Genomic DNA, 17643 nt, shown 5'->3' with positions numbered 1-17643 from the left:
GTCACTTCGGTTCGGGGTTGGGGAGGGCGTGGGTGTCCAGAAGCGGGAGTAAGGGGTGGAGCCAGTCCATGCGGGGTGGGCCCATGGCGGTGTCGAGGTCTTTGGAGGTGGGCATGCGGTCGCGGAGGATGTCGGGGCCGATGAGGCGGCGGAGGCCCTCGGCGAGGAGGCCGGCCATTGAATAGGACGGGTCGGCGGCCAAAGCGCGTTCGACCGCGATGCCCGCCAGCGCGCAGTCGCCGCGCCGCCAGGCCGCGGCGGCCAGCAAGGAGGCGACGGGCGGTACGAAGGGTGTTTCGAGCCTGCGGGTGAGATCGGCCCAGAGCGCCACGTGGACGTCCTGCGTCGCGTCGTCCATCAACGTCCACGCCTCGTCGCGGACGCGGATGACGGCCAGGTCGAAGCCGAGCCGCGCGGCCTCGGGGTCGGGCGGAGGACCGTGGCCGGGGAACGCGGCGAGGCTGCGGCGCACGCGGTCGAGCGCCTCGCCGACGTACGCATGGGGCACGTGCGCGGGGTCGGGGACGGACAGGAGGCGGGCGCGGATCTCGGCGGCGACGCGGCGGGTGGCCTCGGCCATCGCGGTCCGCGCCGCCCCGTGGAGGGGCGCGATCGAGCTCCGCAGGCTCTCGCGGTCGGGCAGGGCGACGAGCCCGCCGACGGTGGCGCGGGCCGCGACCGGGCCGGCCACCGTGTCGTACGCGCGGCCCTCGGGCGGGCAGCATTCCACCCGGGGGCACACATAGGACCAGTAGCGCCCCTCGTGGGCGCGCAGCGCCTCGATGACCTCGACGCCCGCGCCGCGGAACAGCCGCAGGGCCTCGTCCACGGCGGGAGTGACGAGCGGCCCGGTGCCGAACCCGGCCAGGATGACGTGCGTGACGTCCTCACGGCGCAGCAGCGGGACGAGCCGGTCGAGCGCGCCCGGGGGCTGTGGGAGATCCCACCGGGTGGTGAAGCGGAGCTTGCCCTGGACGCCCCGCCCCGTGAAGGCGATCACGACGAGGCTGTCGGCCGGGTGGAACCCGAGCAGGTAGGGAACGGCCCCGAGGATGTCGTCGGGTGAGGTGAGGAGGATCGGTGTCGGCGTCATGGCGGACACCCTCGCGGATCGGCCGTGGCGGCGCGGGTGCCGCTGCGCGCCCTGTGGACAACGAACCGAGGCGCGTTCGGAAAGAGCGCGCACGCCGCACGTCGCCGGCGCGCGCGACAACGGCCCCGTACTGAACGGCCCCATGCCGATCCGCATACACGGAAAGCAGCAGCGGGGGTGCGTCCTCGCTGGTGACGGCGCTTCTCCCCGGATACGGCAACGCCTGCACGTCCGCGTGCAGCGGCGCGGCCGGCCCGGGGAGGTCATGGGCATGGTCCCCGGCGATGCTCCGGAGGCCCTGTGGACAATCGAGTGCCGCGCCGCCGAGGCGCGAGCGGACGCGGTCGACCTCCGCGGGCTGTCACATCACCAGGACGTGACGGCCACGGGACGGGCGTGCTCGCTGAAGGGCAGTGGTTCAGGGGTGTGCTGATCTGGGGGGCTGGCCGTGGGGGGTTGGGGTGGGGGACAGGCGTTCTCTGACCATGATGGTGGCGCCGGCGACGGCGGCGGGCATCGCGATGACCGCGCCGAACGGCACCAGGAAGATCAGGAACAGCAGCACGCCGAAGCCGAGGGCGGGGGCCTTGTCGGCGCGTAGTGCGGCGAAGCGCTGCTTGCGGGCCAGTCCGCGGCGTTCCATGGCGAGCGCCGTCAGCTCGACGGTCAGGAAGAAGCCGGACACGGCGGCGCCCAGCACGGGCACGACGGTCTGCCCGACGACGGGGACGAATCCCAGGACGAACAGCGGGATCGTGAACAGCAGCGCGTACCCGAGGGTGATCAGGCTGTCGCGCAGTGACCGTGGGATGGACCGCCACAGCGGGACCTCGGGCACGGCCTCCAGCCCACCGAGGTCGTGCTCGACCCGCTCCGAGAGCTTCTCGTAGAAGGGCTCCCCGATCGCGAGCGTCGCGGCCGTGAACGTGAGGACCGAGAGCACGAGCCCGAGCGCGAAGATCACCACTCCGAGCAGCACGCGCACGGTCTGGCGGAGGCCGGAGTTCCAGCCGTCGGCGAACGGGGTGGCCCAGGCCGCAAGGTCGCCCGCGTAGGTGCCGAGCAGCACGAGCGCGACGATGTAGAGGACGAGCGCGAGCAGCGCCGGGATGAGCCCGAAGAGCCACTGGCGAGGATTGCGGGCGACCCAGCCGAGACCTCGGAGGACATATCTGACGCCGTCGGCGAAGCCGCCGACGCCACGGCGGACGGGCTGGCCCATGCTGTTCATGCCCGGCAGGCTAGCGCCTGCCGCCCGGTTCGTCGCACGATCAGTGGAGAGATCCCTGTTTCCAGAGCGACGTCACCTGGACGCCGAGTTCGGCGAGTAGGTGACGGACCAGGGGTAGTGAGATGCCGAGCACGTTGCCGTGGTCGCCGTCGATGCCCTCGACGAACCAGCCGCCGTGGCCGTCCAGCGTGAAAGACCCGGCCACGCGCAGTGGCTCGCCGGTGGCGACGTAGGCGGCTATCTCGTCGTCGCCGGGCGTGCCGAAGCGGACCACGGTCGCGCCCGCCGCGGACGCCTGGGCGCCCGTGGCGGCGTCGATGACGCAGTGCCCGGTGTACAGGGTTCCTGTGCGACCGCGCATGGCGCGCCACCGTTCGACGGCCATCTCGGGCGATTCGGGCTTGCCGTAGGCACGGCCGTCCAGTTCCAGGACCGAGTCGCAGCCGATGACCAGTCCCTCGGCGAGGCCGTCCGCGACGGCGGACGCCTTGGCGCGGGCCAGGACCAGGCACAGTTCTGCGGGGGCGTCGGCGTACCGGGCCGACGCGGCCTCCTCGTCGACGTTGCTGACGATCACCTTGGGGTCGAGCCCGGCGCTGCGCAGGAGCGCGAGCCGCGCGGGAGAGGCGGAGGCGAGGACGATCTCGGTCATGTCTTACGAGCCTAGGGCACCGCGCCGCACGCCCGCGCCGCCGGCGACGGCCCGAGAAGCGTCACAGGACGCGCAGGCCGGCGACGGCGCGGGAAGGGCCATAGGGCGCGCAGGCAGGCGAGAGCGCGGGAAGGGTCACCGGGCGCGCAGCCCGACGACGGCCCGAAAGGGGTGGTCACGGGGCGCGCAGGCCGGCGACGGCCCGAGAGGGGTCACAGAGGCCACAGGCCGGCGGCGGCCCTAGAAGGGTTACAGGGGGCGCAAGCTGGTGATGACGGTGTTGATGTCGGCTCTGCGCTTCTTCTGTGCGTCGGGGATCGAGATGAACAGGAGGGCGGGTTTGCCGTCGGGGACGTCGACGAGGGCGACGGCCGCGGTGGCGGCGCGCTTCTTGCCGCGTACCTTGTACAGGACGCGGTACCCGAGCAGCCAGCCCTTGCGCTTGCCCGCCTTGATCGGCTGCGAGGCCGTCCAGGCGATCTTGGCGCCGTCCGGGTGGTAGTTGAGCGTCCAGCGCGCGGCCAGGAAGGCGGTGTCCTTGAGGCTGTCCTGCACGGCGATGGGCACCGGGCAGGAGGCCAGCAGGGCCCGGTATCCGGCCCCCTTCGCCGCCGGGAGCGTGCGCCGGGTGCCGAAGGGCGCCGACTTGGCGAGCTTCCACTGCTTGGCGAAGCGGGCGAAGGAGATGCCGGACCGCTTGTCGGTCACCCGCCCCTTGGTCGGCCCGCCCCGCCCGGGGTAGTTGGTGAGCTTGCGGTTGCGGGGCAGTTTGGGCACGCGGGGGTCGGCCTTGGCCGCCGCGAGCGGCGTCCTGCCCGCGCTGGCGGACGGCGACGGAGTGGGCGGCGTGCCCGGGGAGGCTCCGGTGGACGGCGTGACCCCGGTGGAGGGCACGACGGCCCCGGCGGACGGGGAGGCGGGCGGCGCGACGGCCCCTGCGGACGCCGAGGCGGACGGCACGACGACGCCGGCGGACGCCGACGCGGCGGACGCGGGCGACGGGCCGGAGGAGACGCCGGGCGACAGCCCGGACGCCGAGGAGGCCGCGGGCGAGGCGACCGGCGACGCCGGGACGACGCCCACCGGGGAGGTCGTGACGGAGGCCGAGGCGGAGGTCGCCGGGGAGGCGGCGGGTGAGACGGCCGGGGACGTGGTCGCGCCCGGAGCGGCGGCCGTGACGGCGGGCGCCGGGTGCGCGGCGGCCGGCGTCCCCTTGGCCGGGGAGCGGGTGACGAACAGCACGAGCCCGGCCACGGCGACGGCGACCGCGGTGACGGCCGCGACCAGCAGGCGGTAGATGAGCCGCATCGGAAGGTCGCCGAGGCGCGCGATCAGTGAACGCCTGGGGCGCGGCTCGGGGGCCTCGGCCGGCGGAGGCGACTCCACCGTGATCTTGGGAAGTGGCGCGGTCTCCGCGTCTGCCGCCACGTACGTCGGGACGGCTTTGCCGTGATTACCCACCCCATTTGGCACGTTGGGAGCGTACGGCATATTGCGCCGGTCCGTCCGATCTCCCGATCACACTTCGGGAACGAGTACCCGCCGCGCACGGGGTTTTCATGGCCTCTGACCTGAGGTTTCCCGCCCGGTCAACGGGTCACGGCGAGGGGTTGCGCAGCGGCCCCCAGCCGGCCGGGCGGTGGCCGCCGGCCCGCAGCCACGGCGCGTCGGCGACGACCGTGCGCGAGCCCGGTTCGATCTCGGTGAACCCCGCGTCCCGCACGACGGGCAGCCCGCTGTCCACGAGGGCCGACCAGCGGCGCGGCCCGGCGACGCGCACGGCGACGGGCAGGCCGCCGGCCCGCCACGCCTCGCGGGCGGGCTCGTCGGTGCCCCACCAGGCGAGCTGCGCCGCGTGCCCGGCCTGGGCCATGGCCTTGCCCGCCGACATCTCCAGGGAGGGGTTCAGCCACAGGATCGCCGCGCCGGGCGCGGGTTCGTCCGGGGGCGCGGTGTCGGTGAGGTCGGTGCCGGAGACCTGGAGCCGCGACAGGTCCTTCGGCCAGGCGTCGAGCGGGACGGGCGGGTGGACGCGCACCTCGGCGGAGCGCACGGCGACGGTGATGCCGGGCAGATCCAGCACGCGCTTCCACTCGCCGCCCCGCGCCCGGCGGACGACCTTCCTGATGCCGATGGTCTCCCAGGCGGTCACGGGTTCTGCCCACTCGCCGCTCAGGGCCCGCTCGTCGTTGAGCAGGGTGAGCACGGCCAGCGCGGCGGCCTCCAGGGCGTCGGTGCGCTGCGGCGGGGAGGCCCGCTCGATCCTGACGACGAGCGGGAGCACTCTCTGGTCTGGCGGGTTCACGGCACCAAGGATCTCAGGCGGCCGCACCCGCGGGGCTCACGCCCTGCCCGCCTCCGCCGGGGCGGCCTCCCGCACGGACGGCGCGGGCGCGGCCGGGGGGACGGCCCCGCGCCCGACGCGCAGTGACATGACGGCGGCGATGGCGCACAGGGCGCCCGCGCCGTACCAGGCGGCGTCGTACTGGCCGAGGTGGTCGCGGGCCAGCCCGGCGAGCACGGCGGCGATGGCGGCGCCGACCTGGTGGGAGGCGAAGACCCAGCCGAACACGACCGCGCCGTCGGCACCATAGATGCGGCGGCACAGCGCGACGGTCGGCGGCACGGTGGCCACCCAGTCGAGCCCGTAGAAGACGATGAAGATGAGCATGCTGGGCTCGGTGGTGGCCGAGAACAGCGCGGGCAGGATCAGCAGGGACGCGCCGCGCAGCGCGTAGTAGGCGCCGAGCAGGACGCGGGGGTCCACCCGGTCGCTGAGCCACCCCGACAGCACGGTGCCGGCGATGTCGAAGACGCCGATCAAGGCGAGCAGGCCGGCCGCCATGGTCTCGGGCATGCCGTGGTCGTGCGCGGCGGGGATGAAGTGGGTGCCGACCAGCCCGTTGGTGCTGGCCCCGCAGATCGCGAACCCGCCGGCCAGGAACCAGAACGCGCGGGTGCGCGCCGCCGACCCGAGCACGCGCACCGCGCGCGCCGCCGCACCTCCTTGGGACGGGGGCACGGGGACGGCGTCCGGCGCGGGGCCGGCGTCCGGCGGGGCGCCGAGCGGGGTCAGGCCGACGTCCTCGGGGCGGTCGCGCATCAGGAACCACACCAGCGGGACGACGGCGAGCGCGGACCCGGCCACGGCGAGGGCGGCGGTGCGCCAGCCGGGTCCCTCGGCCAGCCACGCGAGCAGGGGGAGGAAGATGAGCTGGCCGGTGGCGCCCGCGGCGGTGAGCAGGCCGGTCACCACGCCCCGGTGCCGGACGAACCACCGGTCGGTGACGGTGGCCACGAAGACCAGCGCCATGGAGCCGGTGCCGAGGCCGACCAGCACGCCCCACAGCGCGACGAGCTGCCAGCTCGCGGTCATGAGCACGGTCAGGCCGCTGCCGAGGGCGACGAGCATGAGCGCGAAGGTCACCACGCGGCGCATGCCGAGGCGGTCCATCAGGGCGGCGGCGAAGGGCGCGATGAGGCCGAACAGGGTGAGGTTCACCGAGATGGCCAGCGATATGGTGCCGCGCGTCCAGCCGAACTCGTCCTCCAGCGGGGTGATGAGCACGCCGGGCGTCGCCCGGAACCCGGCGGCCCCCAGGATGGCGACGAAGGCGACGCCGGCCACCACCCAGGCCCGGTGGAGGCGCCATCTTCGTGCCACGTCAGTCGTCGAGGTCATGCGGACCATCATCGATTTTGATCCCGTGCGGGACGAGTGGCTTGATAGCCAATATGTGCAAGAATCCGGCCATGACCCATCGCGTCGTGATCGTCGCGCTCGACGACTTCGCCACCCTGGACCTCGGCATCCCCGGCCAGGTCTTCCACATCGCCCGGCGGGACGGCCGGCGGGTGTACGAGGTGGTCACCTGCTCCCCCGGCGGCCGTCCGGTCCGCGGGCCCGCGGGCTACCGCGTGCTCCCCGACCACGACCTGTCGGTGCTGGCCACGGCCGACACCGTCCTGATTCCCGGCATCCACGGCGGCGCGCCGGTGGAGGACGGCACCATCGACCCCGAGCTGGGCGACGCCCTGCGCGACGCGGCGACCCGCTCGCGCATGATGTCGATCTGCACGGGCGCGTTCGTGCTCGCCGCCGCCGGTCTGCTGGACGACCGCCCGGCCACGACGCACTGGCGGGAGGCCGCCCACTTCCGCGCGCTGTTCCCCCGAGTGCGCCTGGACCCGGACGTGCTGTTCATCGACGACGGCGACCTGCTGACCTCGGCGGGCGTCGCGGCCGGCATCGACCTGTGCCTGCACGTCGTCCGCCGCGACCACGGCAGCGAGATCGCCAACCGGGTGGCCAGGCGGTGTGTGACGCCGCCCTGGCGCGAGGGCGGTCAGGCGCAGTTCATCGAGCGGCCCCTCCCCGAGCCCGGCGGCGCGACCACGGCGCCGACGCGGGCGTGGATGCTGGAGCGGCTGTCCGACCCGCTGGACCTGGCCGCGCAGGCCCGGCACGCCCGCATGAGCGTGCGCACCTACACGCGCAGGTTCCGCGAGGAGACGGGGCTGAGCCCGGCCAGGTGGCTGACCCTCCAGCGGGTGCAGCACGCCCGGCACCTGCTGGAGTCGACGACGCTGCCGGTGGACCAGGTGGCCGCGCGGGCGGGATTCGGCACGGCGACCTCCCTGCGCCAGCACCTGCACGCCACCGTCGGCGTCGCGCCGCTGACCTATCGCCACACGTTCGCCGCCCGGCCGGAATCATGACCGTCGGCCGGACGGCGGGATAACCGAGGTGGAGCTATGGGGATTCGAACCCCAGACCTCCTCCATGCCATGGAGGCGCGCTACCAGCTGCGCCATAGCCCCTCAGCCGCCCCAGGCGGAATTCCGCCTGGCGCGACGCCAGTGTATCGGACATCGCCGGGCGCGCCGAACGGGTTACGCCGTCACCGCAGGGATGCCGCCGTGCGGATCAGCTCGGCCAGCTCGCGCACCATGGGGTCCTGGGTCAGGGCCGCGAGACGCGTCGCGTGGTCGGACAGGTCGCCGAGGTTCTCCGTCAGCAGGTCGTCCCCGGCGCCCCTGAGCCGCTGGGCGAAGCCCGCGACCACCGCGTCCACCTGCAGCGCCGCCGGCGCGCCCTCCCACAGAGAGCCGGACAGCCCGGAGACCTCCAGGGCGCGGCTGGCCTCGCCGGGCGCGCGGCTGTCGGGGTCCAGCCAGCGGACGGTCGCCACCGCGAGCTGCCCGGAGGCGCCCGGCTTCAGGCGCACCTCGTACAGCGCGGTGACCGCGTGCCCGGGGCCGACCTCGCCGCCGTCCTTGGTGTCGTCGCGGAAGTCCTCCTGGGCCAGCGCCCGGTTCTCGTAGCCGACGAGCCGGTAGGACTCGACGGTGGCCGGGTTGAACGCCACCTGCGCCTTGGCGTCGCGGGCCCGCAGGTCCAGGGCGGCGGGCAGCCGCTCGACGAAGACCTGGCGGGCGTCCTCCCGAGAGCTGACGTAGATCGCCGCGCCGTCGCCGTTGTCGGCCAGCCGCTCCATCAGGGCGTCGCCGTAGTCGCGGCCGACGCCCACGCACAGCAGGGTGACGCCGCGCGCGGCGTGCTCCTCGACCCGCTTGAGAATGCCCTGCCAGGTGGTGTCGCCGGTGTTGGCGAGGCCGTCGGACAGGACGACGACGCGGTTGGTGGCCACCGGGCGGAAGGCGCGGGACGCCTCCTGGTAGCCGGTGACCAGCCCGGCCTCCAGGTTGGTCGATCCTTCCACGGTGAGCGTGTCGATCGCCGCGTGCAGGTCCTCGCGCCGGTCGGCGCCGGTCATGGGGACGCGCAGCCGCGCCTCGTCGCTGAAGGAGACGATGGCCACCGCGTCGCCGGGGCCGAGCTGGTCGACGAGAGTGTGCAGGGATTCGCGGACCAGGTCGAGCCGGCCGGGATCGCCCATCGAGCCGGACACGTCCACCACGAAGGTCAGGTTGGCCGGTCTCCTGGCCGCCGCGCCGGTGGTCCTGGTCTGCAGGCCGACGCGCAGCAGCGCGCCGCCGTCCCTTAGCGCGCCGTCCACCTGGACGGAGAAGCCGTCGCCCGGCGGCTCGGCGTACCCCTGGCGGAAGGAGTTGACGAACTCCTCGGGCCGCACCTGGCCGGGGTCGGGCAGGCGGCCGTCCTTCAGCGCGGCTCTGGCGTTCCCGTAGGAGGCGGTGTCGACGTCGAGGGCGAACGTGGACAGCTCGGCGGGGGAACGTTCGGCGGGGGCGCGGGAGGAGGACGGGGGCTGTTCCCCCTGGGGCACGGACGTGGTGGGGGCAGGGGCGTGCGCGCCGCCGTCCGACTGCGTGTTCGCCGCGCCCCCGCCGGAGCACGCCGACAGGAAGAAGGTGAGGGCCACAACGGCACCGGTGAGGATTCGCGTCTTCATGGGAGCCTCCTTGGCGTCATCTCTTAGGACGACCGCCACGGGAGGCGACGCCGGGGCCGTCACGCAAGCGACGGCGAACCGCGATCCGACCGTGACCCCGCGATCTCCCCTCGGACACAGGACTTTCCGGACGTACCAGGAGTAAAGACCTGGTCACTCTGGACAACGCCCGTTTTCCCTACAAGATTGATAGGTTATCGATCCGGTCCGAAGGGGGTCATGTGCTCATCCAACCCGATCCCACGTTCTATCCCTCCGCCCGCGAGGCCATGAGGGCGCCGCGCGAGAAGCTGGCGTACGTCGCGCTGCTCGACACCAAGGGGGAGGGCAGGCCCGACGGCCTCGCCACCGTCGACCTCGACCCCGACTCCCCCGCCTACGGCACGGTCGTCGGCGTGCACGACATGACCGTGCCCGGCGACGAGCTGCACCACTTCGGGTGGAACGTGTGCAGCGCCGCGCTGTGCCCGTACGCCCCGCACCCGCACGTCGAGCGGCGCTACCTCGTCGTCCCCGGGCTGCGCTCCTCGCGCATCTACGTGTTCGACGTCAAGGACGACCCGGCGCGGCCCAAGCTGGTCAAGACCATCGAGCCCGAGGTCATCTTCGAGCGCACCGGCTACAGCCGCCCCCACACCGTCCACTGCGGCACCGACGCCATCTACGTCAGCGCGCTCGGCAACGTGGACGGCGACGCGCCCGGCGGCGTGTTCATGCTCGACCACGACACCTTCGAGCCCCTCGGCCCGTGGGAGGCCGACCGGGGGCCGCAGCGGCTGCACTACGACTTCTGGTGGCATCTCGGGCACGACACCATGATCACAAGCGAGTGGGGCACGCCCAACATGATCGAGGCCGGGCCCGACCTCGGCCTCCTCGTCGGCCGGCAGTACGGCCACAAGCTGCACGTCTGGGACCTGCGCAAGCGCACCCACCTGCAGCAGATCGACCTCGGCGACCAGCACCAGATGGCGCTCGAACTGCGTCCCGCCCACGACCCCACCAAGACCTACGGCTTCGTCAACACCGTGATCAGCGTGGAGGACCTGTCGGCCAACATCTTCACCTGGTACCTGGAGGACGGCGTCTGGAAGGCCAAGAAGACGATCACGATCCCGGCCGAGCCCGCCGACCCGGCCCTGCTGCCCGAGCCGCTCAAGCAGTTCGGCGCGGTCCCGCCGCTGGTCAGCGACATCTCCCTCACCCTGGACGACCGCATCCTGCTCGTCTCGGCATGGGGCACCGGCGAGTTGCTCGCCTTCGACGTGTCCGACCCGCTGAACCCCCGGCAGACCGGCTCGGTGCGCGTCGGCGGCATCACCGGGCGCGCCGCCCACCCCGGCACGCCCGGCACGCCGCGCAACGGCGGCCCGCAGATGGTCGAGGTCAGCAGGGACGGCAGGCGGGCGTACTTCACCAACTCGCTCTACCGGTCCTGGGACGAGGTGTTCTACCCCGACGGCATCGACGGGTGGCTGGTCAAGGCGGACATCGCCGAGGACGGCTCCATCGCCCTCGACCCCGGCTTCCTGGTGGACTTCGCCGCCGACGGGCGCAGGCCCCACCAGGTGAGGCTGCAGGGCGGCGACTCCTCCTCCGACTCCTTCTGCTACCCCTGAGCGGCGCATGGAGCTGACCCAACTCCTGGTCCTGGCCGGGTTCGGCGCCTTCCACGGCCTGAACCCGGCCATGGGCTGGCTGTTCGCGGTGGCGCTCGGCCTGCAGGAACGGTCGCGGCGCGCCGTGCTCGGGGCGCTGCCGCCGATCGTGCTCGGGCACGCCGGGTCGGTGCTGGTCACGCTGGCGCTGGTGGCCGCCGTCCGGGTGGCCACCCCGCCGCGGGCGGTGTCGTACGGTGTGGCGGCGCTGGTGTGCGGGTTCGGCCTGTGGAAGCTGCTGCGGCGGCGCCACCCCCGCTGGGTGGGCATGCGCGTCACCGGGTGGCAGCTCGCCGGGTGGTCGTTCCTCATGGCGACCGCGCACGGCGCGGGGCTGATGCTGCTGCCGGTCACGCTGGCGGGCCACGAGCGTGCGGCGCTCGCGCTCAGCCGCGAGACCCTCGCGGCGGCCGGGGTGCACACCGCCGCGATGCTGGCGGTGACGGCCACGCTCGCGGTCGTCGTCTACGAGCGGCTCGGGGTGTCCGTGCTGCGCCGGGCGTGGTTCAATCTCGATTTAGCCTGGGCGGTCGCCCTGATCGGGGCCGGCGTGTTCGCCGCCCTGACATGACCGGCCGCGCGGCCGGGCCCGGCGGGCCGCGGTCAGAAGGTGTTCCTCCGGCAGTTGAGGAAGAGCTGCATCTCGAAGGGGTCGTTCTCGCTGGCCGGCACGTACGCCAGGTCCATCTGCTCGCGCACCGAGAAGCCGGCCTCCTGCACGACCGCCCGCAGCGCCGCCCGGCCGTAGCCGGTCATGCGCATGGGCGTGCCGAGGACGCGGACCGGCGCGTCGTCCATGTCCATCTCGACCATGCCGAGGCCGAGCCACCCGCCGGGGACCAGGATCTCGTGCAGGCGGAGCAGGGACGCCATGATCTCTTCGCGCCGCAGCATGGACAGCGAGAAGTAGGCCGCGACCGCGTCGAACCGGCCGAGCGTGTCGTCCAGCTCGACGACGTCCAGGAGGTGCAGGTCGGCCTCGGGCACGTTCTGGGCGGCGATGGAGATCATGACGGGCGAGATGTCGATGCCGGTCACCTCGCAGCCGGCCTCGACGAACTGCCGCGCCGTGGGCACGCCCGTGCCGCAGCCGACGTCCAGCACGCGGGCGCCGGGGCGGAGTTTGCGCAGGATCCACTCCGCGGAGGCGATCTGACCGCCCTTGTAAGGAAAGGCCTCGTCGTACCTGTCGCCGATCTTGTCGAACGCGTCGGCCTGCGCCGCCCGATGCACCGGGCGCGAGCGTCCCACAGCCATTCCGTCCACCCAACGCCGGAGGAGTTATCTGCCTCTCCATTAAATAGGGTGATACCACTCACAAAGTCAAGTCCAGTCATGACGTGGAGTTAACAGTATAGAGGAAGAAACATGAGTCGCGCGGCTTTTGTCGTGAATGTCCGGATCACGTGCTCCTCCCGGGTGGCATCGCCCGGATAATGCGGCCCCCGAATATCACGGCTTCCGCGCCCTGATACCGTGCCGTCAGAAGTGTCTTGAACACGTTCAACCGGAGGCGGCATGGTCCCCCTGGTCAATGTCATCATCGCGGCCGGCATGCTCGTCGTGGTCCCTCTCGGGCTCCGATTGGCCGGCGTCCCCCGCGCGGTCCGCATGGCCTGGATCGCCGGGGCCGTGCCGGGCGCCCTCTCGCTGTGGCTGCCCCGCGGCCCGGGCGCCGTCGCGCTCGCCGTCCCCTACGCGCTCGCCACCGCCGTGCTCGCCGCGCACGCGGCCACGCGCCTGCCGCGGCACCTGCCGTCCCCCCGCGAGGTGGCCGTGCTGACCGCGCTCGCCGCCCCGTCGGTCGCGGGCGTGTCGCTGCTCTGGGAGCGCGCGGGCCACCCGCTGCTGGGGTTCAAGCCGCCGATCCTGGCCTTGACCGTGGCGCACTTCCACTACGCCGGGTTCGCCGCCGCGCTGGTCGCGGGCCTGGTGTGCCGCGCCACCGGGGAGCGGAGGATCTCCGGGGCCGCCGCGCTGACGGTGCCCTGCGGCACGGCCCTGGTGCTGGCCGGCTACTTCGTGGGCGACTGGGCGGAACTGGCGGGTGCGATCGTCCTGACGGCGGGCATGTGGCTGGTGGGCCTGCTGACCTGGACGCGGGTGCGGCACCTCGCCGGGGACCGCCTGACGAGGGCGCTGCTCGCCGTCTCGGCCGCGGTCCTGTCCGCCACGATGCTGCTCGCGCTGAGCTGGGCCCTCGGCGAGGCCACCGGCATTCCGCACCCGTCGATCGCGTGGATGGCCGCCACCCACGGGGTGTGCAACGCCGCGGGGTTCGCGCTGTGCGGGATGGCCGCCTGGCGCAGGCTGCGGCCCCTGTGAAGTCCCCTGGAATCCTGGGAAACGGAGAGAGCGCCATGGACCCGAAGCGCTACCTGAACGTGGAGCCGACCTACGCCGACGTGGGCGCCACCCGCACCGGGAACCTCCCCCCCGGCTACCACCACCTGCGGCGCCGGTACGTCGTGGGCGAGGCGCCCGCGCTCGGCCGCGCGGCCGACGCCCTGCTGACCTGGCGGGTGCACGCCGCGCTCGGCCTGCGGCCCCGGGCCACCGCGCCCCGGGCGACGCCGGGCGCGGTGGTCGTGAACCGCCTCGGGATCGGCCCGCTCGCCCTGACGGCCCCCTGCCGGATCATCTGGACCGTCGAGGAGGAGGACCGCGCCGGGTTCGCCTACGGCACGCTCCCGGGGCATCCGGAGTCCGGCGAGGAGTCCTTCCTCCTGGAGGTCGCCCCCGGCGGGAAACTCACCCTCACCGTCACCGCCTTCACCCGGCCGGGCCGCTGGTACAGCCGCCTGGGCCGGCCGGTGATGATCCTGGCGCAGAACTTCTTCTGCGGGCGCTACGCCGCCGCCGTGCGCCGCTACGCCGGGGGCGCGAACGCGATGGAGGCGTAGTCGCTGACGGGGCGGTACCCGAGGTTCTGGTAGATGGAGTTGGACGTCGGGTTGGCGAGGTCGGTGAACAGCAGCAGCAGACCGGCCCCCGCCTCCTGGGCCGCGCGGGTGGCCGCGTGCGTCACCGCCGAGCCGTACCCGCGCCCGCGCGACCCCGACGGCGTGTAGACGGGCCCGATCCGGGACATGCCGCTGATCGGGCGGGAGAACCCGGCCATCGCAACCGGCCGCCCGGCGTCCGCCCACAGCACCATCTCGCCCTGGGCGATCCTGTGCCTCATCTGCGGCAGGAAGTCGCCGCCCGCGTTCTCGGGCTCGGCCTCGGCCATGAAGTCGCGCATCCAGGAGGCGACCCATCCCGCGTCGGCCTCGTCGGCCGGCCGCGGCGCGCCGGTGGACGAGTGCGGCCGCAGGTCGCCGAGCCGGTAGAGGCGCTGGGCCACGCGGCCGGACTCGGCGCGGCCGCCGGTGGCGGCGAACGCCTCGGCCTGCTCCTTGGGGCCGCTCACGCCGGAGATCGGCCGGCCGCGCAGCGCCTCGGCCAGCGCCGCCACCGAGCCGAGCGGGATGTCACCGAGCAGCACGGGGTAGGGCGGGGTGTGGACGACGGCGCCGCGCACCTCGCCGCCGGCGGTCAGCCAGCCGAGGGTGGCGTCCTCGGCCCACAGCCCGTGGCGCAGGCGGTTCAGCACGGTCAGCGGCACGGTGTTGCGCGTGGGATCGGCGCGCAGCCACGCCTCGGCGGCTTCGGGGAACTCCTCGGGGCGGGAGGTGAACGTCCAGGACATGCAGGACAGTGTGCCAAGATCCGCTTCCGCGAGGCGAACGGGTTTCCCCTGGCTAGAACTCGTCGGCGCCGGTGACCTGGGTGATCGTGAAGACGTGCCGGGAGGCGGCGCAGATCGTCTCCAGGGTGTGGATCGGCGTGCCCGAGGTGTCGTGGCCGGTGCGCACGATCTGGACGACCCACTCCCCCGGCGCCAGGTCCAGCGTGGGCACCTCGTCGCCCTCGGGCGGTCGGGCGATCAGGTCCTCCTCGGCGTGGCCGAACCGGTGGCCGAGGGCCTCGATGCCGGCCTGCAGGCTGGGGCGGACGAACCCGGGCTCGCTCAGGGGCGTGCCGCCGAAGAGGTCGAGCCGGAAGTAGCTGGTGGCCACGCGCACCGGGACGCCCCCGGCGAGCAGCAGCTTGCGGCGCGCCAGCACGTCCGCGCCCGGCGCGACCCGCAGCGCGGCGGCGACGCGGGCGTTCGCGGGCTCGGGGCCCACGTACAGCATGCGGCGGCCGGCGCGCAGGCCCTGGCGTTCGGCCTCGGTGACGAACAGGGAGGCGGAGGCGCGCACGGCGGGATCGGTGGGAAGGGCGCGCCGCACCACCACCCCGGTTCGGTTCACGCGTCCGGCCCTTCCCCTGAAACGGCGATACCGCCCACGAGGGGGCGGTATCGGGTGGTTCGCGAGGGTGGAGCTATGGGGATTCGAACCCCAGACCTCCTCCATGCCATGGAGGCGCGCTACCAGCTGCGCCATAGCCCCTTGCGAATGCGGGCCCAGTCTATCGGAACCTGACCACTGCGTGGGCCCGCGGTCGCGCGGCGGACGGCCTTACCGGGCCTCGTCCTCCAGCATGCGGTTCCCCGCCGCGTACCACCCGGTGAGCACCTGCGCCGCGACCACGGCGAACAGCAGGACGAACGGCAGCGTCCAGCCCCCGGTGGCCGAGTAGAGCACGCCGACCACGATCGGGCCCGCCCCGGAGATGAGGTATCCCACGCTCTGGCCGAAGGCCGACAGCGCGGCGGTGGCGTCGGCGGTGCGGGTGCGCAGCGTCAGCAGGGTCAGCGCGAACGGGAACGAGCCCATGCCGACGCCGATGAGCACCACCGACGGCCAGAGCAGCGCTGACGGCCCCGCCAGCAGCCCGGCGAACCCGAGGACGTAGAGGACGGCGAACCCGGCGATCATGGGACGCTGGTTCCCGAGCCGCGCCGCGACGGCGGGGACGGCGAGCGCGACCGGGATGCCGAGCGCGGAGAAGACGGCGAGGCACGTCCCGGCCTCGCCGCTGCTGAGGCCGCGGTCCTGGAGCATCTGGGCGAGCCAGCCGAACATCACGTACGCGAGGAGGGACTGCGTGCCGAAGTACCCGGCGACGGCCCAGGCGAGGCGGCTGCGGACCAGGGCGCGCGGACCGGCGTCCCGGCGCCCGGGGTCGCGCGCGGGCTCGCGGCGCAGGAGGGCGAGCCACGGGACGGCGGCCACCGCCGCCAGCGCCGCCCACACGCCGAGCGCCACGTGCCAGTCGCCGCCCGCGGCGCGCTCGATCGGGATCGTGGCGGCGGCGGCGAGCATGGTGCCCACGGCCAGTGCGGTGGTGTAGACGGTCATCATCGCGCCGGCGCGACCCGGGAAGTGCCGCTTGACCAGCGTCGGGATCAGCACGTTGCCGACCGCGCCGCCGGAGAGGGCGAGCACGCTGGCCGCCAGGAACACCCAGGAGGAGTCGACCGCGACGCGCACCACGAGGCCGGTGCCGAGGGCGACGAGGGAGACCAGCAGCAGGCGGTGCTCGCCGGCGCGCCGGGCCAGCGCGGGGGTGACGACGCCGAACACCGCGAAGCACAGCACCGGCAGCGAGGTGAGCAGGCCCGTCACGACCCCGGACATGCCGAGGGAGCGGCTGACCTGGTCGAGCACGGGGCCGACGCTGGTGACGGCCGTGCGCAGGTTGAGCGCGGCGAGCACGATGCCGAGCACGATGAGCCAGGGAAGCGATCCCGTCCTTCCCGGCCCGCGCGCGGTGGTCGCGAAGGGGGTGAGCACGCTCATGGCGGGATCGGTCCTCCTGTTCAGCAGCAGATCGATTCATAGGATGATTGGATGTCCGCTACTGTATCAGACGCCGATAAATCCGCTTTACTCCCGCTGTGCTGTTCGCTGACCGAACCTGGAAACGGCGAAGGGGGCGGGTCGCCCCGCCCCCCACTCCTTCGCCCGCGTCGTCAGGCCAGACGCTCGGGCTTCAGCGGCGGCTCGTCGTCCCAGCGCGGGTCGCCGGTCGGCGAGACCGGGCCGCTGCCCGGCGCCGGGAGCGTCGTCTCCGGCGGATAGTCGCGCTGGACCGGCTGCGGCGGCACCGGCTCGCCATAGGCGGCGCCGGGCCGGTCGTACGCGGGGTCGGGCGCGGTCGCGCCCGTGCCGTGCAGCACGTCACCGTGGGGCGCCGTGCGCGCGGCGGCGCCGTGGTCGCTGTCGAGCGGCGTCGGGACCTCCCCGCGCCAGCCGCCCGTCTCGTGCCCCTTGGACTCGATGAACTTCTTGAATCGTTCGAGGTCGCCGTGGACACGCATGCGGACGAGCTGCAGCTTGTCGCCGACCTGCTCGACGATGCCCTCGGGTTCGAACTCCATCTGGAGCATGACCCGGGTCGTCTCGTCGGAGAGCCTGTGGAAGGTCACCACGCCGGCCTGGCGCGGCTCGTCCAGCGAGCGCCACGCGACGCGCTCGTCCGGACGCTGCTCGGTGACCTCGGCCTCGAACTCGCGGTGGACGCCCGCGACCTGAACGGTCCAGGCGAGACGGGTGTCGTCGAGCTGCTTGACCGACTCGACCCCTTCCATGAACTCGGGGAAGCTCTCGAACTGGGTCCACTGGTTGTACGCGGTGCGCACCGGCACGGCGACGTCGACCGAGTGCTCGATCGTGCTCATCAGGGCTTCCTCCCTCTGTGTG

The 17643-nt window shown here is 73.5% G+C and carries 18 protein-coding genes and 2 tRNA genes; 6 read left to right on the top strand and 14 right to left on the bottom strand.

Features of this window, described 5'->3' with window-relative positions:
- Nucleotide 1 precedes the first annotated feature (1 nt).
- The gene (locus tag BJ982_RS18170; RefSeq protein WP_184881613.1) at nucleotides 2-1093 is read right to left on the bottom strand and encodes a DUF4192 domain-containing protein; all 1092 of its coding nucleotides are present in this window, start codon (nucleotides 1091-1093) and stop codon (nucleotides 2-4) included.
- Between BJ982_RS18170 and BJ982_RS40915 the strand changes: the two genes are divergently transcribed.
- On the top strand, nucleotides 1053-1526 hold the full coding sequence (locus BJ982_RS40915) for a DUF5990 family protein (RefSeq protein WP_376697695.1): 474 nt from the start codon (nucleotides 1053-1055) through the stop codon (nucleotides 1524-1526). The genes BJ982_RS18170 and BJ982_RS40915 overlap by 41 nt on opposite strands.
- Here the strand turns inward: BJ982_RS40915 and BJ982_RS18165 are convergent.
- From BJ982_RS18165 to BJ982_RS18145, 5 genes are all read right to left on the bottom strand, one after another.
- The gene (locus BJ982_RS18165) at nucleotides 1512-2324 is read right to left on the bottom strand and encodes an EI24 domain-containing protein (protein WP_239123309.1); all 813 of its coding nucleotides are present in this window, start codon (nucleotides 2322-2324) and stop codon (nucleotides 1512-1514) included. The genes BJ982_RS40915 and BJ982_RS18165 overlap by 15 nt on opposite strands.
- A 40-nt stretch (nucleotides 2325-2364) precedes the next feature.
- Nucleotides 2365-2976 carry a Maf family protein gene (locus BJ982_RS18160; protein ID WP_184881610.1) on the bottom strand — a complete coding sequence of 204 codons (612 nt, stop codon included), beginning with the start codon at nucleotides 2974-2976 and terminating at the stop codon, nucleotides 2365-2367.
- A 249-nt stretch (nucleotides 2977-3225) separates the two neighbouring features.
- Nucleotides 3226-4449, bottom strand: coding sequence for a hypothetical protein (locus BJ982_RS18155; protein ID WP_184881608.1), 1224 nt, complete (start codon nucleotides 4447-4449; stop codon nucleotides 3226-3228).
- A gap of 124 nt (nucleotides 4450-4573) precedes the next feature.
- Nucleotides 4574-5281, bottom strand: a complete 708-nt coding sequence (locus BJ982_RS40455; RefSeq protein ID WP_203959309.1) for a peptidyl-tRNA hydrolase — start codon at nucleotides 5279-5281, stop codon at nucleotides 4574-4576.
- A gap of 36 nt (nucleotides 5282-5317) precedes the next feature.
- Nucleotides 5318-6658: an MFS transporter gene (locus tag BJ982_RS18145; protein WP_239123311.1), complete on the bottom strand. Its 1341-nt coding sequence runs from the start codon at nucleotides 6656-6658 to the stop codon at nucleotides 5318-5320.
- 71 nt (nucleotides 6659-6729) lie between these two features.
- On the opposite strand from BJ982_RS18145, the gene BJ982_RS18140 reads away from it, so the two are divergent.
- Entirely contained in the window at nucleotides 6730-7695 is a 966-nt protein-coding gene (locus BJ982_RS18140) for a GlxA family transcriptional regulator (RefSeq protein ID WP_239123313.1), read from the top strand.
- Between the two features lie 29 nt (nucleotides 7696-7724).
- Here BJ982_RS18140 and BJ982_RS18135 read toward each other — a convergent pair.
- Both BJ982_RS18135 and BJ982_RS18130 read right to left on the bottom strand, forming a co-directional pair.
- Nucleotides 7725-7797, bottom strand: a tRNA-Ala gene (locus BJ982_RS18135).
- Between the two features lie 80 nt (nucleotides 7798-7877).
- Nucleotides 7878-9350, bottom strand: coding sequence for a vWA domain-containing protein (locus BJ982_RS18130; protein ID WP_184881602.1), 1473 nt, complete (start codon nucleotides 9348-9350; stop codon nucleotides 7878-7880).
- 221 nt (nucleotides 9351-9571) lie between these two features.
- Here BJ982_RS18130 and BJ982_RS18125 point away from each other — a divergent pair, with 221 nt between their 5' ends.
- Both BJ982_RS18125 and BJ982_RS18120 read left to right on the top strand, forming a co-directional pair.
- On the top strand, nucleotides 9572-10969 hold the full coding sequence (locus BJ982_RS18125) for a selenium-binding protein SBP56-related protein (RefSeq protein WP_184881600.1): 1398 nt from the start codon (nucleotides 9572-9574) through the stop codon (nucleotides 10967-10969).
- 7 nt (nucleotides 10970-10976) lie between these two features.
- Nucleotides 10977-11579 carry a hypothetical protein gene (locus tag BJ982_RS18120; RefSeq protein ID WP_184881598.1) on the top strand — a complete coding sequence of 201 codons (603 nt, stop codon included), beginning with the start codon at nucleotides 10977-10979 and terminating at the stop codon, nucleotides 11577-11579.
- 32 nt (nucleotides 11580-11611) lie between these two features.
- Here the strand turns inward: BJ982_RS18120 and BJ982_RS18115 are convergent, their stop codons facing one another.
- Complete coding sequence (locus BJ982_RS18115; protein WP_184881596.1) at nucleotides 11612-12265, bottom strand: class I SAM-dependent DNA methyltransferase; 654 nt, start codon at nucleotides 12263-12265, stop codon at nucleotides 11612-11614.
- Nucleotides 12266-12526: 261 nt separating this feature from the next.
- On the opposite strand from BJ982_RS18115, the gene BJ982_RS18110 reads away from it, so the two are divergent.
- Together BJ982_RS18110 and BJ982_RS18105 are read left to right on the top strand one after the other, a co-directional pair.
- Nucleotides 12527-13333 (top strand): YndJ family protein, encoded by an 807-nt coding sequence (locus BJ982_RS18110; protein ID WP_184881594.1) that lies wholly within the window; start codon nucleotides 12527-12529, stop codon nucleotides 13331-13333.
- A 35-nt stretch (nucleotides 13334-13368) separates the two neighbouring features.
- Nucleotides 13369-13911, top strand: coding sequence for a DUF1990 domain-containing protein (locus BJ982_RS18105; protein WP_184881592.1), 543 nt, complete (start codon nucleotides 13369-13371; stop codon nucleotides 13909-13911).
- On the opposite strand, the gene BJ982_RS18100 is transcribed toward BJ982_RS18105, so the two are convergent.
- The 5 genes from BJ982_RS18100 to BJ982_RS18080 form a co-directional block, all read right to left on the bottom strand.
- Entirely contained in the window at nucleotides 13878-14699 is an 822-nt protein-coding gene (locus BJ982_RS18100; protein WP_184881590.1) for a GNAT family N-acetyltransferase, read from the bottom strand. The genes BJ982_RS18105 and BJ982_RS18100 overlap by 34 nt on opposite strands.
- A 52-nt stretch (nucleotides 14700-14751) precedes the next feature.
- Complete coding sequence (locus BJ982_RS18095; RefSeq protein WP_239123315.1) at nucleotides 14752-15306, bottom strand: UTRA domain-containing protein; 555 nt, start codon at nucleotides 15304-15306, stop codon at nucleotides 14752-14754.
- 68 nt (nucleotides 15307-15374) lie between these two features.
- Nucleotides 15375-15447: transfer RNA gene (locus BJ982_RS18090), tRNA-Ala, on the bottom strand.
- Nucleotides 15448-15516: 69 nt separating this feature from the next.
- Nucleotides 15517-16740 (bottom strand): CynX/NimT family MFS transporter, encoded by a 1224-nt coding sequence (locus BJ982_RS18085; RefSeq protein WP_184881588.1) that lies wholly within the window; start codon nucleotides 16738-16740, stop codon nucleotides 15517-15519.
- Nucleotides 16741-16913: 173 nt separating this feature from the next.
- Nucleotides 16914-17621, bottom strand: a complete 708-nt coding sequence (locus BJ982_RS18080; protein WP_184881586.1) for an SRPBCC family protein — start codon at nucleotides 17619-17621, stop codon at nucleotides 16914-16916.
- Nucleotides 17622-17643 lie beyond the last annotated feature (22 nt).

Source organism: Sphaerisporangium siamense, from assembly GCF_014205275.1.
In the GTDB taxonomy this organism is placed as follows: Bacteria; Actinomycetota; Actinomycetes; order Streptosporangiales; family Streptosporangiaceae; genus Sphaerisporangium; species Sphaerisporangium siamense.
The sequence above is the reverse complement of the archived record's forward strand: the minus strand, read 5'-3'. Positions and strand labels throughout refer to the sequence as shown.